At 72.8% G+C, this 23,494-nt stretch carries 17 protein-coding genes; 10 read left to right on the forward strand and 7 right to left on the reverse strand.

Going from position 1 to position 23,494, the window contains the following annotated elements:
• The 5 genes from KIK05_RS10930 to KIK05_RS10950 all read left to right on the forward strand — a co-directional run bounded on the left by KIK05_RS10930 (position 1) and on the right by KIK05_RS10950 (position 7,551).
• Positions 1 to 2,376 carry a condensation domain-containing protein gene (locus KIK05_RS10930; protein WP_214410524.1) on the forward strand — a complete coding sequence of 792 codons (2,376 nt, stop codon included), beginning with the start codon at positions 1 to 3 and terminating at the stop codon, positions 2,374 to 2,376.
• Positions 2,373 to 3,113, forward strand: a complete 741-nt coding sequence (cuyB, locus tag KIK05_RS10935) for a cysteate racemase (RefSeq protein WP_214410525.1) — start codon at positions 2,373 to 2,375, stop codon at positions 3,111 to 3,113. Before KIK05_RS10930 ends, cuyB begins: the two co-directional genes overlap by 4 nt.
• A gap of 151 nt (positions 3,114 to 3,264) precedes the next feature.
• Positions 3,265 to 4,038, forward strand: a complete 774-nt coding sequence (locus tag KIK05_RS10940) for a thioesterase II family protein (protein WP_214410526.1) — start codon at positions 3,265 to 3,267, stop codon at positions 4,036 to 4,038.
• 629 nt (positions 4,039 to 4,667) lie between these two features.
• Positions 4,668 to 5,966: a hypothetical protein gene (locus KIK05_RS10945; RefSeq protein ID WP_214410527.1), complete on the forward strand. Its 1,299-nt coding sequence runs from the start codon at positions 4,668 to 4,670 to the stop codon at positions 5,964 to 5,966.
• A gap of 277 nt (positions 5,967 to 6,243) precedes the next feature.
• Positions 6,244 to 7,551, forward strand: a complete 1,308-nt coding sequence (locus KIK05_RS10950) for an acyltransferase family protein (RefSeq protein ID WP_214410528.1) — start codon at positions 6,244 to 6,246, stop codon at positions 7,549 to 7,551.
• A 63-nt stretch (positions 7,552 to 7,614) separates the two neighbouring features.
• On the opposite strand, the gene KIK05_RS10955 is transcribed toward KIK05_RS10950, so the two are convergent.
• The 4 genes from KIK05_RS10955 to KIK05_RS10970 are packed head-to-tail and all read right to left on the reverse strand — an operon-like array spanning position 7,615 to position 12,166.
• Positions 7,615 to 8,631: an alpha/beta fold hydrolase gene (locus tag KIK05_RS10955; protein ID WP_214410529.1), complete on the reverse strand. Its 1,017-nt coding sequence runs from the start codon at positions 8,629 to 8,631 to the stop codon at positions 7,615 to 7,617.
• Positions 8,618 to 10,063 (reverse strand): amidase, encoded by a 1,446-nt coding sequence (locus KIK05_RS10960; RefSeq protein WP_250562620.1) that lies wholly within the window; start codon positions 10,061 to 10,063, stop codon positions 8,618 to 8,620. Before KIK05_RS10960 ends, KIK05_RS10955 begins: the two co-directional genes overlap by 14 nt.
• On the reverse strand, positions 10,056 to 11,249 hold the full coding sequence (locus KIK05_RS10965; RefSeq protein ID WP_214410530.1) for a hypothetical protein: 1,194 nt from the start codon (positions 11,247 to 11,249) through the stop codon (positions 10,056 to 10,058). The genes KIK05_RS10960 and KIK05_RS10965 overlap by 8 nt, the downstream gene beginning before the upstream one ends.
• An 8-nt stretch (positions 11,250 to 11,257) precedes the next feature.
• Entirely contained in the window at positions 11,258 to 12,166 is a 909-nt protein-coding gene (locus KIK05_RS10970) for a nitrilase family protein (protein WP_214410531.1), read from the reverse strand.
• Positions 12,167 to 12,332: 166 nt separating this feature from the next.
• Between KIK05_RS10970 and KIK05_RS10975 the strand changes: the two genes are divergently transcribed.
• Positions 12,333 to 13,349: a LacI family DNA-binding transcriptional regulator gene (locus KIK05_RS10975; protein WP_214410532.1), complete on the forward strand. Its 1,017-nt coding sequence runs from the start codon at positions 12,333 to 12,335 to the stop codon at positions 13,347 to 13,349.
• Positions 13,350 to 13,363: 14 nt separating this feature from the next.
• Here the strand turns inward: KIK05_RS10975 and KIK05_RS10980 are convergent, their stop codons facing one another.
• Both KIK05_RS10980 and KIK05_RS10985 read right to left on the reverse strand, forming a co-directional pair.
• Entirely contained in the window at positions 13,364 to 15,058 is a 1,695-nt protein-coding gene (locus tag KIK05_RS10980) for an AMP-binding protein (protein WP_284681281.1), read from the reverse strand.
• 5 nt (positions 15,059 to 15,063) lie between these two features.
• Entirely contained in the window at positions 15,064 to 16,266 is a 1,203-nt protein-coding gene (locus KIK05_RS10985) for an acyltransferase family protein (protein WP_214410533.1), read from the reverse strand.
• A 308-nt stretch (positions 16,267 to 16,574) separates the two neighbouring features.
• Here KIK05_RS10985 and KIK05_RS10990 point away from each other — a divergent pair, with 308 nt between their 5' ends.
• Positions 16,575 to 17,828 (forward strand): acyl-CoA dehydrogenase family protein, encoded by a 1,254-nt coding sequence (locus KIK05_RS10990; RefSeq protein WP_214410534.1) that lies wholly within the window; start codon positions 16,575 to 16,577, stop codon positions 17,826 to 17,828.
• Positions 17,829 to 18,086: 258 nt separating this feature from the next.
• Here the strand turns inward: KIK05_RS10990 and KIK05_RS10995 are convergent, their stop codons facing one another.
• Entirely contained in the window at positions 18,087 to 18,917 is an 831-nt protein-coding gene (locus tag KIK05_RS10995) for a methyltransferase domain-containing protein (protein ID WP_214410535.1), read from the reverse strand.
• Positions 18,918 to 19,262: 345 nt separating this feature from the next.
• Between KIK05_RS10995 and KIK05_RS11000 the strand changes: the two genes are divergently transcribed.
• From KIK05_RS11000 to KIK05_RS11010, 3 genes are all read left to right on the forward strand, one after another.
• Entirely contained in the window at positions 19,263 to 20,822 is a 1,560-nt protein-coding gene (locus KIK05_RS11000) for a class I SAM-dependent methyltransferase (protein ID WP_214410536.1), read from the forward strand.
• Between the two features lie 68 nt (positions 20,823 to 20,890).
• Positions 20,891 to 22,276, forward strand: coding sequence for an FAD-binding oxidoreductase (locus tag KIK05_RS11005; RefSeq protein WP_214410537.1), 1,386 nt, complete (start codon positions 20,891 to 20,893; stop codon positions 22,274 to 22,276).
• Positions 22,277 to 22,396: 120 nt separating this feature from the next.
• On the forward strand, positions 22,397 to 23,494 hold the full coding sequence (locus tag KIK05_RS11010; protein WP_214410538.1) for a sensor histidine kinase: 1,098 nt from the start codon (positions 22,397 to 22,399) through the stop codon (positions 23,492 to 23,494).

Here is a 23,494-nt window from a genome sequence, read left to right on the forward strand (position 1 = left end):
ATGACGCTGACAGACCGGCCGGCCGGCGAGCTCAGCCCCGAGCAGGCGCGCCTGCTCGAACGGGAGGTCGAGACGGCGCTGCTCCAGCAGGACGCCGTCGCCGACTGCGCCGTCGTCTTCCAGGGCGTCGGCGACGAGGGCGCCGCACGTCTGTGCGTGCGGTGCGGCATCACCCAGAAGTACCCCGGCATCGGCTTCGACGCCGGCGGGGTGTGCAACCTGTGCCAGATGTACGAGGGCAACAGGGACGCGATCCACGCCTACTTCGGGCAGCCGGAGGACATGGTGCGGCGCATCCGCGCCCGCGCCGAGGCGAGCCGCTCGGACTACGACTGCCTGCTGCTGTTCAGCGGCGGCAAGGACAGCACGTACGTGCTGCACCAGCTGGTGGACCTCGGGCTGCGGGTGATGACCTTCACCTTCGACAACGGCTTCATCTCCAAGACCGCGCTGCGCAACGTCGAGGAGATCACCGGCGAGCTCGGCATCGAGCACGTCACCATGACCCGGGCCGACCAGAACAAGATCTTCCTGCTGAGCCTGCAGCAGCACAAGAGCGTCTGCAACGGCTGCTTCCGCTCGCTGCTCGACCTCAGCACCGAGCTCGCCCACGAGCGCGGCATCCCCACCATCGTCACCGGCCTCTCGCGCGGGCAGATCATCGACGAACGGCTGTCGTGGTTCTACCAGCAGGGGGTGTTCGACCCCGCCGAGATCGAGCCCAAGCTGGCCATCGGCCGCAAGATCTACCACCAGACCGGCAGCGACATCGACACCGCCGCCGTCGACGCGGTCGAGGTGGTCGACTACTTCCGCTACTCCGACGTCACCAAGACCGGCATCCGCGAGTTCCTCCAGCGGCGCTCGTCGTTCTGGTCCCAGCCCCAGGACACGGGGTTCTGCAGCTCCAACTGCATGATCAACGACGTCGGCGTGTACGTGCACAACCAGGAGCGCGGCTACCACAACTACGAGGCCCCCACGCGGTGGGAGGTGCGCGTCGGCCACCTCACCGTCCCCGAGGCCGACGAGGAGCTGCGCACGCCCGTCGACATCCCCCGCGTGAAGCGGATGCTCGCCAAGATCGGGTACGCCGACCCGGCCGACCGCGACCGGCTCGGCAGCAGGCTCGTCGCCTACTACGTGGCGCGCCGCCCGATCGACCCCGATGAGCTGCGCGCCTCGGTCGCCCGCGCCGTCCCCGACATCCTGCTCCCCGAGCAGTGGGTGCCGGTCGAGGAGATCCCGCGCTCGGCGGGGCTCGTCGTCCGGGAGGCCCTGGCGGCGCCCCGCCCCACCAGGTTCGGCACCGACATCGGCGAGGAGCCCGCCAAGGCCGTGCCCGCCCCGCGCCCGGCCGACCCGACGGTGCCGCTCACCCCGGCCCAGCGGGCGTTCTTCGAGACCTGGTCCGGCTCCCCGGACCTCGCGCGGCGGGCCAGGGCACTGCTGCTGGAGCTGCCCGGCGGCCCCGACGCCGCCCGCGTCAAGAAGATCACGCTGCAACTGATGCTGCACCACGACGCGCTGCGGCTGCGCTTCCTCCAGCGGGACGGCGAGTGGCGGCAGCGCGACGGCGGCGCGAGCGGCCCGCTGCCCGTCATCGGTCTCGACCTCTCGCGGCACGACCCCGGCGTCGAGCCCGGCCTGCTCCGCGCGGCCGTCGACCGGCTGCGGGCGCGGCTCGACCTCACCGGCGGGCCGGTGGCGCAGATCGCCCTCATCGACCGGGGGGAGCGGCCCGCGTGGCTGCTGCTGGTCGTCCACGAGCTGATCGCCGACACCGAGTCCTGGCGGGTCCTGCTGTCGGACCTGCTGACCGCCCGCACGCAACTGGCCGCCGGCCCGGTGGTCACCCTCCCACCGGCCGCCTCCTTCCTCGCCCACGCCGCCTCCGGCACACCTTCGCCCGCCTCGGCCTCCTCCGGCCCGGCGGCGCGGGACGCCGTGGCCGCGATCACGTCGGCCCTGACCGAGGCGCTGCCGGGCGAGAGCCTCGAGGTAGACGTGGTGGACCACACCACACGGGGCGACCGTCCCGGGGACACCCGCCTGATCGGGCAGCTGACCTCACCCACGACTACGGCCGTCACGCCGCCGGAAGCGGAGGCCGTGGTGCGGGTCAGGTACGAGCACTTCGGGGACCTGGCCGCGCTTCTGCCCGCCGGGGCGCCGCTGACGCTCGCCGCCCGCGAGGAGGCCGACTTCACCGACCTGCCGGGCGACGGGCCGTACGCGGTGACGGTCACGGGCGTCGTCCGGGACGGGCGGCTGCGCCTGGAATGGCGGTACGGCCCCGAGGTGCGCGACCGGCTGCCGGAGGAGACCCTCCCGGGCCTGCTGCCGGACGCCGTGGGCGGTGCCGTCCGACGATGAGAGCGCCACGCCAGACCCTCGGCGTCCTCGGGGGCATGGGACCGGCGGCCACGGCGGAGTTCCTCCGCCTGCTCGCCGCCCACGTCCCCGGGACGGCCGACCAGCACCACCCGCGGATCCTGATGCTGTCGGACCCGTCGATCCCCGACAGGACGGCCGCCGTCCTGTCGGGAGGCGCCGACCCGCTTCCGCACATCGCCGAGGGGCTGGCCACGCTCGCGCGGTGGGGCGCCGACCTGCTCGCCGTGCCGTGCAACACCGCGCACGTCTCCATCGACCGCATCCGCGACCGCCTCACCGTCCCCCTCGTGCACATCGTCGACGCGACGCTGGAGGCGGCCATGCGGCTCGCCCCCGGCGGGGGCTGGCTCGCCGCCACCACCGGCACCGTGATGAGCGGGCTGTACCAGCGGCGGGCGCGGGCCCTCGGCTACCGGCTGCTCCTGCCCGGCGACGGGCACCAGAACGCCGTCCACGAGAGCGCCGCCCTGGTCAAGGCCGGGCGCGGGGACGACGCCGCCGCGCTGTTCGGCAGGGTCGTCCGGGCCCTGTGGCGGCGCGAGCACGTCCCCGTCGTCGCCGCGTGCACCGAGCTCCCGCTGGCGTACGAGGCGGCCGGGCTGCCGCGGGAGATGACGGTCTCCAGCCTGGACGCCCTCGCCGCGGCCTGCGTCGACCGGCTGTACACGCACGAGACGGCCCCGCGGCGTCTGCAGCCGACGGGAGCGCCGGCGTGACCCGCGCCACCCGGTACCGCCGCCGGCCTGAGCCGCCCCGCTCGCCACTGCTCCCGCTGAACGAGCCGGTCGCCGGCCTGCGACGGGAGGGACAGATGACCGTACGAGAAGAATGCCGACCGGCTCGGCGGGGCCTGGACCGGAGGAACAGATGAGCCTGCGAGAGCAGTCCCGCCGCGCCAGGCCGGGCGCGTGGATCACCGGCATGCGCGCCGCGCGGCAGGAGGTGAAGGGCCGCGTCCTGGTCTTCCCGCACGCCGGGGCCGGGCCCAACGCGCTGACACCGCTGCTGGCCGCCCTCCCGGAGGACCACGAGGTGTTCGGCGTGACCCTCCCCGGCAGGGAACGCCGCTTCAGCGAGAGCTACGAACGCACGCCCGACGACCCGCAGGCCGTCGTGGACGGCGTCCTCACCGAACTGCGTCGCCTCCCTGCCGGCCGTCCGACCGTCTTCTTCGGCCACAGCATGGGCGTGGCCGTCGCGGTCGCCGTCGCCCTCGCCGAGCCCGCCCTGTGCGCGCGCCTCGTGCTCAGCGCCCACCCACCCGCCGGCGTGCGCTACGAGCGCGCGGACGACTGGGACGACCAGGTGCTCCTCGACATCATCCGGCTGGGCGGCGGAACCCCGCCCGAAATCCTGGAGAACCCGTTCTGGCGCGGCTACGTGCTCGGCCTCCTGCGCTCCGATCTCTCCCTCGCCGGCCGCCTGGTCCGCCGTAACCGGAACGGCCGGCTGACGACGCCGCTGACCGTCCTCGGCGGTGACCGCGACGAACTGGTCGACCCCGCCGACCTGCTCACCTGGACGACCAGAACCACCGCCACCTCCCGCACCCGCCTGTTCCCCGGCGGCCACTTCTACCTCCTCGACGAGCCCAACCGGGCAGCCGTGGCCGCCGAGATCACCGGACGTACGAACGGGTAGCGGGCCCACTCGCCGGTCGTGACCTACCTGCGCCAGAACTGCACGCGCTACTCCTCGAGATCGACGGGTCTGATCGCTCGCGGGTCGCCGGCGGCCGGCGCTCTGACACTGGCCCGGACGTTCCGGTCCTGACAGCGACCGTGGAGATCGAAGGTCGTGGGTGAAGACCTCGCCGACGGCTGAACGAGGTGGACTCTTCCTGAGCTGAGCACCATCGCGGTGACCATACTCACGTCCCGATTCACGGTGTCGTCATCCGGGGTCTTCTCCCAGAGCTCCAGGCGCAGCGCGCCTACCGTCATCTCCTGGTGGCCCATCACGGAGCGGAGCCAGCGAGACCTGGCCGTCAGAGCCGGAACCGTGATGGCGTGAACCTTTTTCGGAGCTGACGGTAAGACAAGGGTGAGGCCGTACTCGCACTGTCGTCCGGAGCGGTAACGCCTCGCGGTTCAGAGGCCAAGAGCAGACACACGCGGGGCTCGCCTGCGCGGATCCGGCCGACCCACATAAGGAGTTCTTCCATGACGGCGCCCGCCGTTGTCTTTGTGCTGCCCGAAAAACGGAGCCCGCTCCGGAGGTGGCGCCTTCTTCCCGGAGGGCGGCGGCATCTTCCGTTCATCGTCGCACTGGTGCTCGGGCTGGTCCTGAGGGGGCTGGCGATGCTGGGGTACCGGCCGGCCCTGTTCTTCTGGGCCGATTCCTTCACCTATCTGGAGTCGGCGGCCCATCCGGTGCCGGGGGCGTTCCGGCCGCTGGGGTACTCACTGTTCCTCGCCGCCCTCGCCCCTGGGCCGGGCCTGACGCTGGTGACGGCCGTCCAGCACCTGCTGGGGGTGGGCATCGCCGTGGCGGTGTACGCGTCGCAGGTACGGCGAGGGCTGTCCCGCTGGGCGGCGATCGTGCTGGTGGTGCCACTGCTGTACGACGAGTTCCTCATCCTGCTCGAACACATGGTCATGGCCGATGCGCTGTTCACGGTGCTGGTCACCGGCGGGGTGCTGGTGTTGCTGCGGCAGCGGCTCACGGCGGCGGCCGCCGCGCTCGCGGGGGTCGTGCTGAGCCTGGCCGCACTCACCCGGACGATCGGCGTGCTGGTGCTCGCGCTCGCGGCGGCCTGGCTGCTGCTGAAGCGCGGTAACGGATGGCGGGTGTGGACGACCTTCGCGGCCGCCGGTCTGGCGCCGTTGCTGGCCTACGCGACGTGGATGTCCGCCACGAGCGGAGTCTTCGGGCTGACCCGAGCCGACGGCCTGTTCCTGTGGGCGCGGACCACGACGTTCGCCGACTGCTCGGTGATCCGGCCCGAACCCCGGCTCGCGCCGCTCTGCCCCGGCACGCCGGTGGCCTCACGGCCGGCGCCGCCGTACTGGCTGTGGTCGTCCTGGTCGCCGGTCAATCACGTGCACGGCGATCGGAACGGGCTCGCCCGCGGGTTCGCCCGCGCCGCCATCCTGGCCCAGCCCGGCGACTACCTTGCCGCGGCGGGCTCCGACCTGCGGCGGTTGCTGCGCTGGGAGCGCACCACCAGCCGCGACGCCGCCGTGAGGCGGACGAACCCGTACTGGTTCCCCTTCGAGGAACGGTCCCTGCGACCGTCGGTCCGTCCGGCCGCCGAGGCATACGAGGGCGGCCCGGCCGCCACCCGCGTCCACGAGCCGTACGCGGGCTGGCTGCGCGCCTACCAGCGCTTCGGGTACCTGCCGTTCCCGCTGCTGGTGCTCGCGCTCGCCGGGACGCTGATCGTGGCGGCCGTACGACGTCGCCGCGACGCCCTCCTGCCCGCCCTGACAGCCGCCGCACTGATCCTGGCGCCACCGTTCCTCACCGGTTTCGACGTCCGGTACGTGATTCCCGCCCTCCCCTCCACCTGCCTCGCCGCCGGGCTGGCGTTGGCCGGGACGGCAGATCGGCTGCGCGGGCCACGGTGATGAGGCCGGAACACGGGCGAGGCGGGCCGGCGTCCGGCCGGTGGACCGTCAGAGGGCCGGGACGGCGGGGATGGTGTCGGTCCACGCCGCCTCGATGTCGGTTTCCGCCGGCGGGGTGTCCCTTCTGTTGCTCACACCCCTTATCAACCGATGACCGCATATCCCTTCACGACCCCCGGAACGGCCGGTGTCCTGCGGACTTCGCACTCCGTGAGATGCGGAAAAGGAATGGCCGGAACGAAGCTGGTCACGTCGACCAATTCGTAAGGAGCACTCTATGGTCGTGTCAGAGAAGGCGGGAAATCCCGGAGGAGGGACCCCCAGCACGGCGCGCCGGTATTTCCCCCAACTCGAGGGAATGCGAGGGCTCGCCGCCCTGGGGGTGCTCGTTCTTCATGTCGCGTTCAGTGCCACGCAGATGCGGTGGGACGAGAATCCCGGCATGGAGGAGACCGGCAACGGCATATTCAGCGTCCTGCTGAACCAGTTCCAGGTGAGCCTGCCGATCTTCTTCACGCTGTCGGGCATGCTGCTCTACCGGCCGTTCGCCCTCGCCACCATCGTCGGCACCCCGAAGCCCGCGATCAAGCCGTACCTGTGGCGCCGAGCCCTGCGCTGCCTGCCGGCCTACTGGGCGCTGACCGCGGTGACGCTCGTGCTGCTCAACCGTGACAACATCCACGGGTTCTGGGAGGTGCTCCGCCCGGTCCTGCTGCTGCAGATCTACCAGAACAACGCCTGGGTGCTCGGCATGGAGCAGACCTGGAGCCTCGCGACCGAGATCGCGTTCTACTTCGCGCTCCCCGTGATCGCCTGGATCCTGCACAAGATCGCGAGCGGGGCCGCCACGCCCGCCGCCCGGGTGCGCCGCATCCTGATCTCGCTGTCCACCGTCATCCCGGTCAGCGTCGCCTGGACCGCCTGGACGCACCTGCCCTCCTTCGGCGCCTGGCCCATCGAGGGCAACTGGCCGCCCGGGTGGATCGACTACATCGCCACCGGCATGGCCCTGGCCGCGCTGTCCGCCGCGGCGTCGGTCTCCTGGGAGCACGTGCCGGCCGCCTACCGCGCCGCCGACCGCCGGCCCCTGCTGTGCTGGGCCGGCGCGCTGGCCGCCTACCTCGTCGCCTGCGTCTCGCCCTTCGGCGACCCGGGCAGCGCAAACTACCCCCCGCTCGGCCAGAGCATCGTCGAACACCTCGCGTACCTGGTCTTCGGCTTCCTCGCGGTGACGCCGCTGACCCTGCCGCACCTGCGGTCGCGCTTCATCGAGGCGGTGGTCACCAACCGGGTGATGCTGTTCCTCGGCCGCATCTCGTACGGCATCTACCTCTGGCACATCGCGATCATCTACTTCTGGCACGGCAACCTGTTCCGGGCCGGGAACTTCGGCGTGCTGCTGGCGGTCGACCTGCTGGGGAGCATCGCCTGCGCCACCGTGAGCTACTACCTCATCGAGAGCCCGGCGATGCGGCTGCGCGAGCGCCTCGGCAAGGCCACCAAGGACCCGAGCGTCGCCATCGTCGTCCCCGAACCCGCCCCGGCGCCCGCCGAGCCCGCCGTCTCCGCCAAGGTCCAGGCCTGACCCGCTCCTCGGACGGCCCCACGCCCCGCCGGGGTTCTCCCTCGGCGGGGCGTCGTGACGTGGTCATTCCGACAGCAGGTCCCGGACGGCGGCGTCGATGAAGGCGGCGTCGACGGGGTTGGCGCCGCCGCCGGTCAGGTGGCCCCAGATCCCGGGGATCACCCGCACCTCGCCGCCGCGGATGTATCGCGCGGCGCGCACCTCGTCCTCGGGCGGGAAGTACAGGTCCTTCTCCGCCGGCAGGGCGAGGGTCCTGGCCGTGATGGAGCCGAGGGCGCGCTTGACGTCGCCGTCCATCCCCGGGGTCGTGGCCACGTCCGCGTGCTGCCAGGTCCACAGCATCGCGAGCAGGTCGTTGGCGTCGTAGCCGGCGAAGTTGGCCTCCCAGAACCCGGTCAGGAAGTCCTCCAGCGAGGCGAACCCCAGCTGCCGCCAGGTCTCCTCCCAGTAGAAGGCCTGGGAGAAGCCCCAGCCGGCGTAGACCCGGGAGAACGCGCGAAGGCCCGCCGCGGGCGGGGTCCCGTAGCGGCCGCCGTCGAAGGCGGCGTCCGCGGTGAGCGCCGCCCTCAGGCCTTCGATGAACACCTGGTTGTGCGGCGAGGTGGCGGGCGCGCCGCAGTACGGCAGCGCCCGGGCGACCATGTCCGGGTGGCTCACCGCCCACTGGTAGGTCTGCAGGGCGCCCATCGAGCAGCCGAGCACCAGGGCCAGCCGTTCGACGCCGAAGGTCCCGGTCACCAGGAGGTGCTGGGCGCGGACGTTGTCACGGACGGTGACGCCGGGGAAGGCGGCCGCGTCGTGCGGCGGCGGGGTGTTCGAGGGGGAGGAGGACACGCCGTTGCCGAACAGGTTCGGCACGATGACGAAGTACTCGCGCGGGTCCAGCGCGCGGCCGGGACCGATGAGCCACTCGTTGGCGTGGTGGTCGCCGGCGAACCACGTCGGGAACAGCACCGCGTTGGTCCGGTCGGCGTTCAGCTCGCCGTACGTCCGGTAGGCGAGCCGCGCCGGATCGAGCACGGCGCCGCTCTCCAGGACGAAACCGGGAAGTTCCAGGACCTCGTGGTCAGGCGACGACATGGGGTTCTCCGATCGAAGGGTTCTGGCCGGGTACGGCGCACAGTGTCGCGGTGGTGAAGAGCAGGTGCTCCCGCCCGGGCCGGCAGACCAGTTGCAGGCCCACCGGCAGCCCGTCCACCGTCCCGGCCGGCACGGTCAGCGCGGGCAGGCCCAGCAGGTTCCACGGGCTGGTCAGCGCGAGCAGCGCGTCGCGGACGCGCACGGTCGCGCCGTCCAGTTCGGCGGCGCGCTGCTGGAGCAGGGGGGCGGTGAGCGGCACGGTGGGCAGCGCGAGGACGTCATGCCGTCCGAACAGCTTCCCGACGTCCTCGGCGAGCCGTGACCGTGCCTTCAGGGCCCGCACGTACCGCCAGCCGGGCACCTCGGCGGCCGTGCGCAGGCGGTCGAGCACCTCCGGGTCGAACAGCTCGGGCGCCTCGGCGAGCCGTTCGGCGTGCACGGCCGCCGCCTCGCTGCCCTGGATGGCGGTGAACGCCTCGCGCATGTCGTCGACGGCTCCGGGCGGGAGGCGGACCTCGCCGGCCGGACCGGTCCCGGCCGTGAGCGCGGCCCGCGCCGTGGCGACGACGCGGGGATCGCAGCGGAACAGGTCGAGGGGGTCGAGCCAGCCGACGGCCGGCGCCTCCGCGGAGGGCTGAACGCCACCGGGGACGAGGGCCAGGTACGCGGTGAGGCAGTCCTGCGCGGTCCCGGCGAGCAGGCCGACGTGGTCGAGCGTGGTGGACAGGGGGAAGACGCCGTCGGCCGGGATCGCGCCGTGGGCCGGTTTGAACCCGGCCGTCCCGCACAACGCCGCGGGTATGCGGACCGATCCGCCGGTGTCGGTGCCGAGCGCGAGCGGGACCATCCCCGCGGCCACGGCGACGGCGCTCCCGCCGCTGGAGCCGCCGGACATCCGTGCCGGATCGCGCGGGTTGCGCGACGGGCCGCCGGCGGAGCGGTCGCCGGTGGGCCCGTAGGCGAACTCGTGCGTCCTGGTCATGCCGACCACGACGGCGCCGGCCCGCCTGAGCCCGCGTACGCAGGCCGCGTCGGTGGCGGGGACGTGCCCGGCGAAGTGCCGGGAGCCCATGGTCGCGGGCAGCCCCGCCACCGTGATGATCTCCTTCACCCCGACCGGTACGCCGTGCAGGGGGCCCCGGTCGCGGCCGGCGCGCAGTTCGTGGTCCGCCTGCCGCGCGGCCGCCAGGGCGCGTCCGGCGTCGACGGCGGCGAAGGCGTTCAGCACCGGATCGAGCCGGGCGACGGCGTCGAGCGCGTGTTCGGCGAGCGCCGTCGCCGTGGTGCGCCCGTCGCGCAGGTCGCGCCCGAGCTCCGCCAGCGAGCGGCCGGAGAAGTGACCGGGGGACAGGTCGGGGCCGCTGTCGGGCAGGTGGCCGGGGGAGGTCATCGTGGTCTCCTCGTGGGACGGGTCGTGGCCGCCGTCAGGCATGCCGGAAACCGGGGAGCAGGCCGAGCAGCGGGACGATCGTCGCCGTGCACAGGCCCATGGTGGCGGTGTAGGCGATCATCGGCGCGAAGTGCGGCGGCAGCCGGCGCGCCAGGGCGGCGGCGAGCGGGGGCGCCGCGACGGCGCCGAGCACCGCCCCCGCGACGATCGACGGGAGCGACCCGCCGAAGGTCAGGACGGTGGCCGGGGCCACGGACACCACCGGTACGAAGGTCGGGTACCAGCCGGCCGCCTCCCAGCGTCCCCGCCACACCGTCACTCCCACGGCGGCCGTCAGGACCTGCGCGGCGACGATCCGCGGCAGCAGCCCGCCGCCGTACGCGGGGGCGGCGGGGTTGAGCAGGTAGTGCAGCACGCACCCCAGCAGCAGCCCGGCCCCCGCCCACTCGCTGCCGTAGAAGTGCGCCTCGGTGAAGTCGGCGAGCACGCGGCGGGGCACCCAGGAGGGCCCGTGGCGCACCGGAACGGGTGGCGCGGCGGCCACGCGCAGCGGCGGCATCCACGGCAACCTCCGGCAGATCGCGCAGGCCGCCACGCCGCCGAGGGACATGGCCAGCACGCTGCCCACGACGGGGGACAGGCCCAGCGGAACGCACACCAGGTTCACCAGCACCAGCGCGGCGGGCGTGACCAGCAGCGCGCCGAGCGCGGCCCCCGTGAGCGCGACGGTCCAGCCCGCGCCGTACAGGATCACGAGGGCCGGCGGGACGGAGACGAACGGCGCGAACGTGGGCTGCCAGGCCCCGGACGCCTGGAGCGTCCATCCCCACATCAGGTTGGAGAGCAGCAGGCCGAGCCCCGCACTGGCCGCGGCCCACGGCCACAGCACGCCGGTGCCGCAGGCCAGCGGGAACCCCTGCAGGCGGCCGCCCCGGCGGCGGGCGGCGTGGGCGAACACCGCCCCGGCCACCATCAGCAGCCCGCCGAGGGCGGACTTGGCCATCGTCGCCTCGGTGGTGTCCCCGAGGATCCAGTAGAGGTACCAGGTGGGGTCGTCGTAGCCGAGTCCCCAGGAGGCGTAGCCGGGCACGAGCGCGGGCAGGCGCGGACGCAGGGCGTCGAGCCCCGCCGTGAGCAGGGCCGTGGCGGCGACGACGGCCGCGGCGGCGGCCCACAGGCGCAGTACGCGGACACGCCCGCCGGTCGCGAGCGGGAGGGTGGCGGTCATCGGGGCCGTCAGCGGGGGAAGGCCGGGCCGCGGGTGTATCCGAGCATCGGATCGTAGAGGTCCGTGCGCCGGTCGCGGATCAGGTCGTTGAGCGGTGTCCACACCGGGGCGCTGCGGGCGGCGACGAGGTCGACGTCGGCGGTCAGGACCGTCTCCTCCTCGGCTCCCGCCACCGGCCCGATGGGCCAGCCGTTGGTCCCGGCGATGAGGGAGCAGCCGAGGAAGCGGGCGCCCCGGTCGGTCCCCACCCGGTTGGCGGCGGCGATGAACACGTTGTTGACGTGCGCGGCCGTCATGGTGAGGTACGCGGCCATGCACCGGCCGCTCTCGTCGAAGATCGGGGGCGGGGTCCACACCCAGTTGTTGACGCTGCAGATGATGTCCGCGCCCTGCTGGGCGAGCAGCCGGGGAACCTCGGGGAACCAGATGTCCCAGCAGATCAGCAGGCCGATGCGGCCGATCGGGGTCTCGAACACCGGGAAGCCCAGGTCGCCGGGGGTGAACCAGAGCTTCTCCTCGTTCCACAGGTGCGCCTTGCGGTAGTGGCCGACGTACCCGTCCGGCCCGACGAGGACGGCGGTGTCGTAGAGCCGCGCGCCGTCCCGTTCGGCCAGGCCGCCGGCCAGGTGCACGCCGCGCTCGCGGGCGAACGACTCCCAGGCCCTGACCGTGTCCCCGTCCGGGACGCTCTCGGCGTGCGCGTAGGCCTCGGCGCGGGTGCGGAAGCTGTAGCCGGTGGTGGCCAGCTCGGGCAGGACGATCAGGGTGGCCCCGTCGTCGGCGGCGCGGGCGGCGAGGGCGAGGGCCCGTTCGGAGTTGGCGGCGCGGTTGTCCAGGCCGGCCTGGGGGGCGAACTGCACGACCGCGACGCGTGCGGGGCTGACGCGGGTGTCCTCTGGCGTGGGGGTACGGGCCATGTTTCTGGTCCTCTCGGCTACGCAAACGTTTGGGCCAAACGTTTGCGCTAGCATGTACGCGGCATCGGGACGCAGTCAAGAGGGTTCGCCCCGCCCGGTGCGCGTGGCACAGTTGCAGACAGCGCCGGCCACCCGCGGTCCGGCAGGGTGCGGAAGTGAGGCCGTGGTGGTGGACCGGAAGGGCGGCCCGGTGACGTTGCGCTCCATCGCCGACCAGCTCGGGCTGCACGTGTCGACCGTCTCGCGGGTCCTGAACGGCAGGGACGGCGACGGCGTGCGCGCGGCCTCCGGCGACACCGCCACCCGCATCCGGCGGCTGGCCGCCGAGCTCGGCTACCGGCCCGACCCGCACGGGCGCGGGCTGCGCACCGGGCGCAGCGAGCTGGTCGGGGTCCTGGTGCCACGGCTGTCCGACCTCGTGCTCGCCATGATCTACGAGGGCATCGACGAGGCCGCGGGGGAGCTCGGGCTGACCACGATCACCGCCAACACCCTGGACGACGAGCAGGTCCGGCGGCAGCGCACCCGGATGCTCCTCGCCCGCCGCGTCGACGGCCTGATCTTCGGCGACGCCCGGCTCGACAGCGGCTTCCTCGACGAACTGGCCGCCGACGGCGTGCGCTTCGTGCTGGTCAACCGCAGAGCCGACGGCCACCCGTCGGTGACCCCCGACGACCGGCTCGGCGGGCGGCTGGCCGCCGAGCACCTCCTGGGCCTCGGCCACACCCGCGTCGCCGTCATCGGCGGCGAGCCCTTCGCCAGTACGGCGGTCGACCGGACCGCCGGGTTCGTGGAGTACTACCGCGAGCACGGCGCCGGGGACCCCGTCGTGCTGCGCTCGCCCTTCGACACCGCGGGCGGGCGGGCCGCGGCGGAGCAGGCGCTCCGGCGGCCCGACCCGCCGACGGCGATCTTCGCCGTGAACGACTTCGCGGCCATCGGCGCCCTCGGCGCGGCCCGCGACCACGGCCTCCAGGCCGGCGCCGACATCGCGATCATGGGCTACAACGACACGCCGCTCGCCGCCGAGCTGCCGATCCCGCTGACCAGCGTCGCCGTCCCCATGCACGAGATCGGCCGGCGCGCCCTCGAACTGCTGACCCGGTCGCTCGCCGGCGAGGAGGTCCGCTCGCAGCGCCTCGCCCCCACCCTGGTGGCGCGCGCCTCGACCGGCGCCGGCTGACCCCCGCCCGGCGGTCAGGCGTGCGGCGTGGCCGTCAGGTGCCGCAGCCCGAGCAAGGTGATCGCCCGCTCCCGCAGCTCCACCTTGCGGACCTTGCCGCTGACGGTCAGAGGGTAGGCGTCCACGATCTGCACGTAACGCGGGATCTTGAAGCGGGCCAGCCTCCCCGTGCAGAACTCCCGCAGGGTCTCCGCCGTGAGGGGCTCGGCGCCGGGCCGCATCCGCAGCCACGCCATGAGCTCCTCGCCGAAACGCTCGTCCGGCACGCCGATCACCTGGGCGTCGAGGACGTCGGGGTGGGTGTGGAGGAACTCCTCGACCTCGCGCGGGTAGATGTTCTCCCCGCCGCGGATGACCATGTCCTTGATGCGGCCGGTGATGTTGAGGTACCCCTCCTCGTCCATGATCCCGATGTCGCCGGTGTGCATCCACCCGTCCGCGTCGATGACCTCGGCGGTCTTGTCGGGCTGCTCCCAGTAGCCGAGCATCACCGAGTACCCGCGGGTGCACACCTCACCGGGAACCCCGCGCGGCACGATCTCGCCCGTCTCGGTGTCGACGACCTTCACCTCCAGATGCGGCCCGACACGGCCGACGGTCGAGACCCGCCGTTCGATCGAGTCGCCGGGACGGGTCTGGGTGGCCACCGGGGAGGTCTCCGTCATGCCGTAGCAGATGGTGACCTCGGCCATGCCCATGCGCTCGACCACCTGCTTCATGATCTCCACCGGGCAGGGGGAGCCGGACATGATGCCGGTGCGCAGCGACGACAGGTCGTACGACGCGAAGGCGGGGTCGGCCAGCTCGGAGATGAACATCGTCGGCACGCCGTACAGCGAGGTGCAGCGCTCGTCCGCCACGGACCGCAGGGTGGCCGAGGCGTCGAAGACGGGGGAGGGGATCACCACGCAGGCGCCGTGGCTGGTGGCGGCCAGGGTGCCCATCGTCATGCCGAAGCAGTGGTAGAAGGGCACCGGCACGCACACCCGGTCGGCCTCGGTGTACGCCAGCAGCTCACCGACGAAGAAGCCGTTGTTCAGGATGTTGCGGTGCGACAGCGTCGCGCCCTTGGGGAACCCGGTGGTGCCCGAGGTGTACTGGATGTTGATCGGGTCGTGGGGGTTCAGCGAGGCCTGCGCCTCGGCCAGCTCCCGCCGGTCGGCCCGCCGCCCCGCGGACAGCAGCTCCCGCCACGCCTCACTCCCGATGAGGACCACGTGCTCCAGCGCGGGACACCGCGGGCGCACCTCGGCGATCATGCCCGCGTAGTCGGAGGTCTTGAACCTGTCGGCCGCCACCAGCGCCCGGACGCCGGCCTGGTTGAGCACGTACTCCAGCTCGTGCGACCGGTACGACGGGTTGACGTTGACGAGGATCGCGCCGATCTTCGCCGTGGCGAACTGCGTCATCGTCCACTCGGCGTTGTTCGGCGACCAGATCCCCACCCGGTCGCCCTTGGCGACGCCGAGGCCGAGCAGGCCGAGCGCGAGCGCGTCGACCTCCTCGGCCAGTTCGGCGTACGTCCAGCGGCGGCCCGTGGCGTGCTCGACGAGCGCGTCCCGGCCGCCGTGGGCCGCCACCGTCCTGTCGAAGTTCTCCCCGACGGTCTCGTAGAGCAGCGGCGTGGTGCAGATACCGGTCGCGAGACTCGGCAGGCTCCCCGCGCCGGACGCGCCGGGGATCTGGCTTTCCAGGACGGGGACGGTCAACGACCTCACTCCTTCGGTTCGCGGGAGCCGGCGGCCGCCAGCTCCCCTGCCCTCTCCTGTTCGGCGGCGGCGGGGCGGGGCCTGCGGCGAGAGGAGGCGAAACGCCGCATGACCGGGCGTTCGACCAGCGAGAACAGCAGCCACGACAGCACCAGCGTGATGCCGGCCAGCACCGCGAGCATCGTGAACGCCATCGGGGTGCCGTAGCCCTGCGGAGACCCGAACCACTGGCGGACGTAGATCAGGATCAGGAAGTGCCACATGTAGAACGCGTAGGACACCTCGCCGAGCCACACCATGACCTTGCCGCCGATCCAGTTCGAGCGCCCGCTCACGTCCTTCACCGCGCCACCAGCGATGATGAACCCGAGCGGCAGCACCGAGATCGCCACGACGTCGAAGGAGACCGGGAACAGCGGCGCCAGCCAGTACAGGGCGATGCCGAGCGCGATGCCGCCGCCGAGGCCCATCGGGAGCTTCCTGCCGGTCATGACGATCCTCGCCAGGATCATGCCGAACACGAACTCCAGCATCCGGACCGGCGGGAACTGCATGACGAACCACATCTCCAGCTCGGTCATGCCGAAGCCGGGGATCGGAGGCTGGGCCGGCAGCGCCTTGGCGATGAACGGGACGGCGAAGATGACCGCCACGACCACTCCCGCCCACGCCCACAGCCGCTCGGGGCGGATGCGGCCGATGTACCGGGCCAGCAGCGGGAAGCACAGGTAGAACAGCGCCTCGCACGACAGCGACCACGCCGGGGAGTTGAACGCCGTCCGGACGCTCAGCTGCGGGACGTACGACTGCAGCAGCAGGAAGTGCAGGATCGCCGTGCCGTTGTCGATGGCCTGCTTGCCGACGTAGGCGACCAGGAAGAGCGCGGCGACCAGCGTGACGGCGTAGTTGGGGTAGATCTTCAGGAAGCGGCGGCGCAGGAACGTCGCCGGGGTGTCCGAGGCGCGCTGCGCGTAGGTCAGCACGAAACCGCTGAGGATGAAGAAGTACGACACCGCCGCCCAGCCGCCCTGGATGACGATGGACATGTAGGCGCCCGCCACGGCCGCCGAGGCGAACAGGTTCGCGCCTATCGCGTGGGTCAGGAACACCATTCCCGCGGAAATGAACCGCATACCGGTCAGCGAGGGAAGCCGGGACGGCAGGGCGGCCGCCGGGGCGCCGCTTTTCGCCGTAGATAACTCCACCATTGAACGCACCTTTTTCATGTTCTTGCCGGCTCGGTGGTCGATCAGGAGGCGGCCCGGCAATTCGCGCGGTCGGGGAGCCACCATTCATCGATCAGCACGACCGACCATCGCACCCGGGCGCGTGGCGATGCATTTCCCAGATTGCGGTGTTGCGCGCGAACCCCCTCGGTATCGCGGGCAGAGCGCAATTCAGGAGATGCCCGGCTCACGGGGCGGGGGCGACGCTGGCTGTACCGTCGTCGCCCGCCCACCGCGGAGGTAACGCACCACTCCCCGCCCACCATTCGAGACGAAGGGCCTGCTCAGCAATGGCAGTAGCCACGAATGTTCCCGAGTACGGAGTCGTCCTCCCGCCCGAGCCGGGCCTCACGCCCGCCGAGATGGTCGCGCGGGCCGAGGCGATCGCCACGACGCTCGTCGCCCGCCAGGCCGAGACCGAGGAGCGCACCTTCTACGCCCCCGACACCCACGAGGAGTTCCAGAGGGCGGGCTTCTACCGGATCCTGGTCCCGCGGCGCTACGGCGGCTACGAGTTCGGGATCGATACCTTCATGCGGGTGACGATGGCGCTCACGCGCGGCTGCCCGTCCACCGGCTGGATGTACTGCCTGGGGCACGCGCACGCCCTGGTCGTGGCGTCGCTGTTCGAGGAGCGGGCGCAGGCCGAGCTGTTCGCCTCCGGCGAGTTCATCTGCCCGGCCACGGTGGCGCCCGCCGGCACCTCCGAGCGCACCCCCGACGGCGACTGGCTGCTGACCGGCACCTGGAACTACTGCTCGGGCTCGCCGTACGCCACCCACTTCATCGGCCACACCCTCGTCCCGCAGGGGGAGGGGCGGCCGCCGTCGATGATGATGTTCGTCGCGCCGCGCGGCCAGTGGGAGCGCCTGTCCGACTGGGGCGGGCAGCTCGGGCTGAAGGGCAGCGGGTCGCACAGCATCGCGATGGACGGCGGCCTGGTTCCCGCGCACTTCACGCTCCCCACCCACGTCAGCCAGGTCACCGTGACCGAGGGCACCCCCGGGCGCGACCTGCACGGCAACCCCGAGTACGGGGGCGGGCAGCTGAGCTTCATGGTCATCGAGGACGCCGCCCTCGCCGTCGGCATGGCCCTCGGGGCACTCGACGCCTACGAGGACCTGATGCGGTCGCGGACCGCCGCGTTCCCGCCGAACCTGCCCCGCAGCCAGGACCCCGACTACCAGTACTGGTACGGCGAGGCCGCCGCGATGATCGCCACGGGTGAGGCGGCCGTCCTGAACGCCGTCCAGCAGTGGCGCGAGCTGTGCGAGCGGGGCCCGGCTGCGGTCACCAAGGAGCAGGAGATGCGGCTGGCCGGCATCTGCCACCAGGTGGTGGACCTGTGCTGGCACGCGGTCGAGAACTACCTGTTCCCGACGGCCGGGTCGAGCGCGGTGCGGCAGGGGCAGCGCATCGAGCGGGTGTGGCGGGACATGTCGATGTTCCACAGCCACGCCGGTTTCGCCGTCTTCCTCTCCACCATCGCCAAGCGCGAGCTGGCCAAGGCGCGCTTCGGCGTCGCCGACCCCGCGCACGCCTGACAGCCCGGCGGCCGGGCCCCTGATCCCTGCCGGTCGTGTCCGACAGCGTCGACGGACACGGCCGGCAGAGCCATGCCCGGCGGCGACCCTCGCCAACGAGCCCGGTGGGTGTGCCGTGCGAACGGCGGGTGCGCCCGGGAACGCCGAAGCCCGCGCCCGGGAACCCTGAAGCCCGCGCCCGGGAACCCTGAAGCCCGCGCCCGGGAACGCCGAAGCCCGCGCCCCGGATCCGGCCAGGGGCGCGGGCGGCGGGCCCGGTCAGCGGTTCGGCTTGCGGGCCGACACGACGACGTACCCGATCTGGTCCTTGCGGGGGGCGAAGAAGCCCAGGTGCCTGCGGGAGAACTCCCCGAGGGCCTCCTCGCCGAACTTGGCGACGATCGCCTCCCGCTCCCGCATGGCCGCCTTGAGGTACTTGGTCTTCTTGCCGAACACCCTCGGCCCGCACTGCGTGTACTCCTCGACCTCGAAGCCGGCGGCGCGCACCCGGTCGAGCCATTCGGCGAGCGTGGGCAGCTCGCGGAGCCTGAGGGTGTCCATGAACTTGTCCACCCGCGCCTGGTCGGCCGCCGACTCCAGGCTGAAGTCGGAGAACGACAGCCGGCCGCCCGGCCGCAGGACGCGGAAGAGCTCGCCGAGCACCTGGTCGAGGTCGGGGGCGTTCTGCAGCGACTCCAGCGCGAGGACGGCGTCGAAGGACCCGTCGGGGAACTCCAGGTCCATGAAGTCGCCGTACTGGAAGACCGTCCGGTTCTGGACGCCGGCGGACGCGGAGCGCTCCTTCGCCTTGTCGATCTCGAAGGCGCTCACCGTCACACCCGTCACGTGCACGCCGAAGGCCTTGGCGAGGTACACGGCGGTCTCGCCGGGGCCGCACCCGGCGTCGAGGACGCGCTCGCCCGGGCGCAGGCCCAGCGTCTCGGCCACCTTGCGGCTGACGCGCTGGACGGCGTCCTTGAGCGGTGTCTCGTCCTGCTCGTCGTACCAGTACCACATGTGCATCTGGCCGCCGCGGATCTCGTCCCCGATCGGGGAACGTTCGTCGTAATGCGTGCCGATGTCGGCTGGGTCGATCAATTCCTGCGTCATGAAACCGTCACTCCCATCGAGTGGCCGCACGAACGAGAAAAGGCATGACGACCCGGAGGCGATGCGTCGCCACCATACTCGGGTCCGGACGACCGAAAGCGCATCTTTCCCATTGCTTTCCCCGCCGCACTCTTACCTGGTGAAAGGCGGTAAGCACGCTCGGAGAAGACTACGGCGACGGGCCGGTGCGACGATTTCACGAGCGGATTGCCGCCGGACGGGAGCGGACCCCGCGGGACCGCGGAGGCGGCCGTTCCGCCGGTGCACCCGAGGGCGTGGCCGACGAAATACAGCCGGTCGGGCCGCACGGCCCAACCCGTTCACCTTTCGCGAAAGGACGCGCACATGAGTGTCTCCACCACGCAGCCGACCGTCGCCGAATTGCTGAATGATTTCGTGGACGCGGCGCCCGGCCGCGTCGACACCGAATTCCTGCGGCTCGCCGGCGCGGTGTGGGACGAGGGCCGCCTCACCGGCGCGGCGCTCGCGGCCACCCCCGAGATCGTGGCCGCGCTGGACCGGGTGGACGACGACCGCAAGGGGTACCTCATCGTGCTGCTCGGCCTGCTCGCCGACGCCGAGTACCCCGCCGCCGGCGAGGTGACCGCGGCGGTCCGGGCCGGGCTCGGCCGCTACCTCGACCTGGTGGCCCGCGCAGAGAAGGGGCGGCCGCTGACCCTCGCCCTGCTGTACCTGCTGTCGCACTTTCCGGGCGACCGCGACCGCGTCCTCGCCGCCGTCGAGCGCCTGGAACTCGACCCGGGCGACCTGACCAGGCTCGACCGCGGCCTGAAGGAGCTCGACCTCGGCGCCCCCGACCTCGGCCGCGTCTGGCCCTCGCCGTCGGTGTGGAAGCTGACCGAGGAGGAGCTCGAGTTCGACCGGGAGTGGATCAGCACCCTCACCGACGCCCAGATCACCAAGAACTGGGAGAACGACACGCGGACCATGCTCGGCTACTCGGGCGCCAAGGCCTACTGGGCCGTCCGGTACGGCACCCCCGTCGAGGTCGCCGACACCGCTCCGCCCGCCGCGCCGCCCGCGCCCGCCGAGGCGCCCGCCGAGGACGGCACCGAGCTGTTCACCCGGTACGCCGACGTGCTGCGCTGCCCCGCCTGCTCGGGGGAACTGGAGTTCCACCAGCAGGCCGTCCGCTGCCCCGCCTGCGCGACCCGCTACCCGGTCGCGCGCGGCATCCTCGACCTGTCCGAGGGCGTCAGCGAGTCGGCGGCCGACGTCCCGCACGAGGCCACCGCGAACCTGCTGGCCAAGCTCGCCGAGATGCCCAGCATGGGGCTGTACTACGAGTCGGTGCTGCGCCCCGCCTTCCTGCGCATCGCGGGCGCCAACTGGGGCGGCGCGGTGACCCCCGCCGACGAGGACGGGTACATCGCCCGGCAGATCAAGCCCGTGGACGGCCCCGTGCTCGACCTCGCCGCCGGCGCCGGCCGGTGGACGACCGTCGTCGCCGGGACGGTCGGCCAGGACCGACTGATCGCCCTCGACATGGGCCTGCCCATGCTGACCGTGCTGCGCGGCAAGCTGCCGCGGGTGCCGGCCGTGCGGGCCAGCGCCCTCGACATCCCCTTCGGCGACGCGACGCTGGGCGCGGTGAACTGCTGGAACGCCCTGCAGGCCTTCCCCGACGACGCCGCCAGGGCGATCGCCGAGGTCGGCCGGGTCCTGCGGCCGGGCGGCACCTTCACCCTGATGACGTTCCTGTTCGACGACGACCCGATCGCGAAGTACTTCCAGGAGTCGCACTTCTTCCCCAGCCGCCCCGAGGGGATGCTGCTGTTCACGATGGACGAGATCGAAAGGTGGCTGGCCGACGCCGGCATGTCCATCGTCGACGCCTCCGGCCCCGGCACCTTCGCCTTCATCACCGCCGTCCGCGACCGCTGACCCGCGGCGGCGGGCACCCGACACCGTACCGAGCATCACCGCCGACCCCCCTTGGAGGCGAGCCGCCCATGACCACGATCAACCTGTCGGAGGTGGCCGTCGCCTGGCCGGGCGAGCCCGCCTACCAGGACGCCACCGAGGTGTTCAACCTCGTGTCGCCCGCGCGCCCCTGCGCCGCGGTGACGGTGACGACGGTGGCGGAGGTCCGGGCGGCGCTGCGCTTCGCCGCCTCCCGCAGGCTGGGGGTCCGGGTGCACACCACCGGGCACGCCTCGGCCACCGCGCGCTCCATGCGGGACGCCCTGCTGATCCGCACCCGGATGAAGGGCGCGGTCGAGATCGACCCCGGCAGGCGCCTGGCCCGCATCCCCGCCGGGACGCGCTGGGGCGCGGTGGTCGCGGCGGCGGCCCCGTACGGGCTGACGCCCCCGCACGGCTCCTCGCCCGACGTCGGCGTGGTCGGCTACCTGCTGCGCGGCGGCATGAGCTTCTACAGCCGCAAGGTCGGGCTCGCGGCCAACAGCGTCCGCGCGGTCGAACTGGTCACCGCCGACGGGGAGCTGCGCAGGGTGGACGCCGCGACGGACCCGGAGCTGTTCTGGGCCCTGCGCGGCGGCGGCGGGGGCTTCGGCGTCGTGACGGCCGTCGAGGTCGCGCTGTTCCCCGTCGCCAAGGTGATCACCGGGGCGGCCTTCTGGCCGGCCGCCCACGCCTCCAGGCTGCTGCGGGAGTGGCGGCGCTGGACGGTGGAGGCGCCGTGGGAGGTCTCCACGTCCGCCCGGATCATGAACCTGCCTCCCCTGCCCGAGGTCCCGACCGTGCTGTCCGCCGGCCCGACCCTGTGCGTGGACGGCGTGGTGCTGATCGAGTCGGAGGACGACATCCCCGCCGCCGAGCGCCGGAGCGAGGAGCTGCTGGCGCCGCTGCGGAAGGTGGCGGACCCGGTCATGTACAGCTGGGAGCTGACCGAGCCGGCCGACGTGCTCTCGGCCCACATGGACCCCTCCGACCCGGTGCCGATCGTCGGCGACCACATGCTGCTCCGTGAGATCGGCGACGAGGGCGTCGACGAGCTGCTGCGGGTGATCGGCCCCGGCTCCGGCTCCCCGCTGATCACCGCGGGGCTGCGCCAGCTCGGCGGCGCGTACGCCGTGCCGGACCCTTCCGGCGGCGCCCTCTCCCATCTCGACGCCAGGTACGCCTACTCCGGAGCAGGGGTGCCGGGCGGGACGCTCACGGCGGGGGCGATCCGCGAGCACTGCGCCCGCGTACGGTTCACGCTCTCCCCGTGGGACACCGGCCGTACCGCCCCCACCTTCGTGGAGAGCTTCGAGCAGCCGCAGGGCCACCTGTCGCCCGACGGCATCGCCGCGGTGGACCGCGTCCGCGAGCGCGTCGACCCGGGCGGCCTGTTCCGCACCGACACCATGCGCAACACCACCGGCCTGCTCTGAACACCCCCTCCGCGCCGCCTCACCCTGGGGAGGGAGGCGGTGTTCGCCCCGCCGGGTGAGGCGAGGGCGGGCGCCGGCCCGTAACCTGGGCGGGATTGCGGGCGGAGAGGGAGAACCAGGGTGGACTTGCTGCGGGTGCCGCGGCGCGACGTCGTGACGGCCGCGGTCGTCACGGCCGCCTCGATCGTGCCGCTGCTCGTGCCCCTCAGGCAGCCCTGGTGGGTGCTGGCGCTGGCCTTCCTCTCCGCGGCGCCGGTCCTGTGGCGGCGCCGGCTGCTCGTCACCTCGGGCGCGGCGTCGGGGGCCGCCATGACGGTCCTGGTGCTGCAGCAGCACACGCTCCCGGACCCGCCGTTCTTCTTCATGCCCTTCGGCCCGCTGGTCTGCGCCTACACCTTCGGCGCGGCGACCCCGTCGAAGTGGCAGATCGTGGGCGGCGCCGGGCTGGCCGGCGGTGTGATCCTCTCCGTCGTCCTGCCGCACGAGGACTTCGACACCTCCCGGTACGTCGTCACCGCGTTCGTCGCCGCGTACGCCCTCGGGATGAGCGCCCGGGCGCGCCGGGCCCAGCGCGAGGTGCTGGAGGAACGCGCCATGCGGCTGGAGGAGGAACGCGCCGCGGCGGCCGCGGAGGAGCGCACCCGCATCGCCCGCGACATGCACGACATCGTCACCCACTCCGTCGGCCTCATGGTCGTGCAGGCCGAGGCCGGGCCGCTCGCCCTGCGCAAGGACCAGGCGAAGGCCGAGGCCGCGTTCGAGGCCATCGCGGACACCGGGCGCGAGGCCATCGGGCAGTTGCGCGCGATCCTCGGCGCGCTGCGCGGCACGTCGCCACGCGAGCCGCAGCCGGGCCTGGGCGCCCTGCCCGCCCTCGTCGAGCGGTCGCGTCGGGTGGGCCTCGACGTCACGGTGGAGGAGCGCGGGCCCCGGCCGGCCGTTTCCGCCGCCGTGGACATCGCGGCCTACCGGATCGTCCAGGAGTGCCTGACCAACGTCCTGCGGCACGCCGCCGCCCGCACGGTGCGGGTGAGTCTGGCCTGGTCGCCGCGCGCCCTGTCCGTCGAGGTGGCCGACGACGGCGGCGGTACCGCCGACCTGCGCGAAGGGAACGGCATCGTGGGTATGCGCGAGCGCGTGGCGTCCTGCGGCGGCACCCTCACCGTGGACCCCCGCGGTTTCACCGTCACCGCCACTCTTCCCTTGGACGGCCGCTGA

The sequence above is a fragment of the Sphaerisporangium fuscum genome, from assembly GCF_018531465.1.
Classification (GTDB): domain Bacteria; phylum Actinomycetota; class Actinomycetes; order Streptosporangiales; family Streptosporangiaceae; genus Sphaerisporangium; species Sphaerisporangium fuscum.

Bases quoted from the DNA above. Each gene is read 5' to 3' on its own strand.
- KIK05_RS10930 (WP_214410524.1), top strand. From the start codon at position 1: ATGACGCTGACAGACCGGCCGGCCGGCGAGCTCAGCCCCGAGCAGGCG.
- cuyB (WP_214410525.1), top strand. From the start codon at position 2,373: ATGAGAGCGCCACGCCAGACCCTCGGCGTCCTCGGGGGCATGGGACCG.
- KIK05_RS10940 (WP_214410526.1), top strand. From the start codon at position 3,265: ATGAGCCTGCGAGAGCAGTCCCGCCGCGCCAGGCCGGGCGCGTGGATC.
- KIK05_RS10950 (WP_214410528.1), top strand. From the start codon at position 6,244: ATGGTCGTGTCAGAGAAGGCGGGAAATCCCGGAGGAGGGACCCCCAGC.
- KIK05_RS10955 (WP_214410529.1), bottom strand. From the start codon at position 8,631: ATGTCGTCGCCTGACCACGAGGTCCTGGAACTTCCCGGTTTCGTCCTG.
- KIK05_RS10960 (WP_250562620.1), bottom strand. From the start codon at position 10,063: ATGCCTGACGGCGGCCACGACCCGTCCCACGAGGAGACCACGATGACC.
- KIK05_RS10965 (WP_214410530.1), bottom strand. From the start codon at position 11,249: ATGACCGCCACCCTCCCGCTCGCGACCGGCGGGCGTGTCCGCGTACTG.
- KIK05_RS10970 (WP_214410531.1), bottom strand. From the start codon at position 12,166: ATGGCCCGTACCCCCACGCCAGAGGACACCCGCGTCAGCCCCGCACGC.
- KIK05_RS10985 (WP_214410533.1), bottom strand. From the start codon at position 16,266: ATGGTGGAGTTATCTACGGCGAAAAGCGGCGCCCCGGCGGCCGCCCTG.
- KIK05_RS10990 (WP_214410534.1), top strand. From the start codon at position 16,575: ATGGCAGTAGCCACGAATGTTCCCGAGTACGGAGTCGTCCTCCCGCCC.
- KIK05_RS10995 (WP_214410535.1), bottom strand. From the start codon at position 18,917: ATGACGCAGGAATTGATCGACCCAGCCGACATCGGCACGCATTACGAC.
- KIK05_RS11000 (WP_214410536.1), top strand. From the start codon at position 19,263: ATGAGTGTCTCCACCACGCAGCCGACCGTCGCCGAATTGCTGAATGAT.
- KIK05_RS11005 (WP_214410537.1), top strand. From the start codon at position 20,891: ATGACCACGATCAACCTGTCGGAGGTGGCCGTCGCCTGGCCGGGCGAG.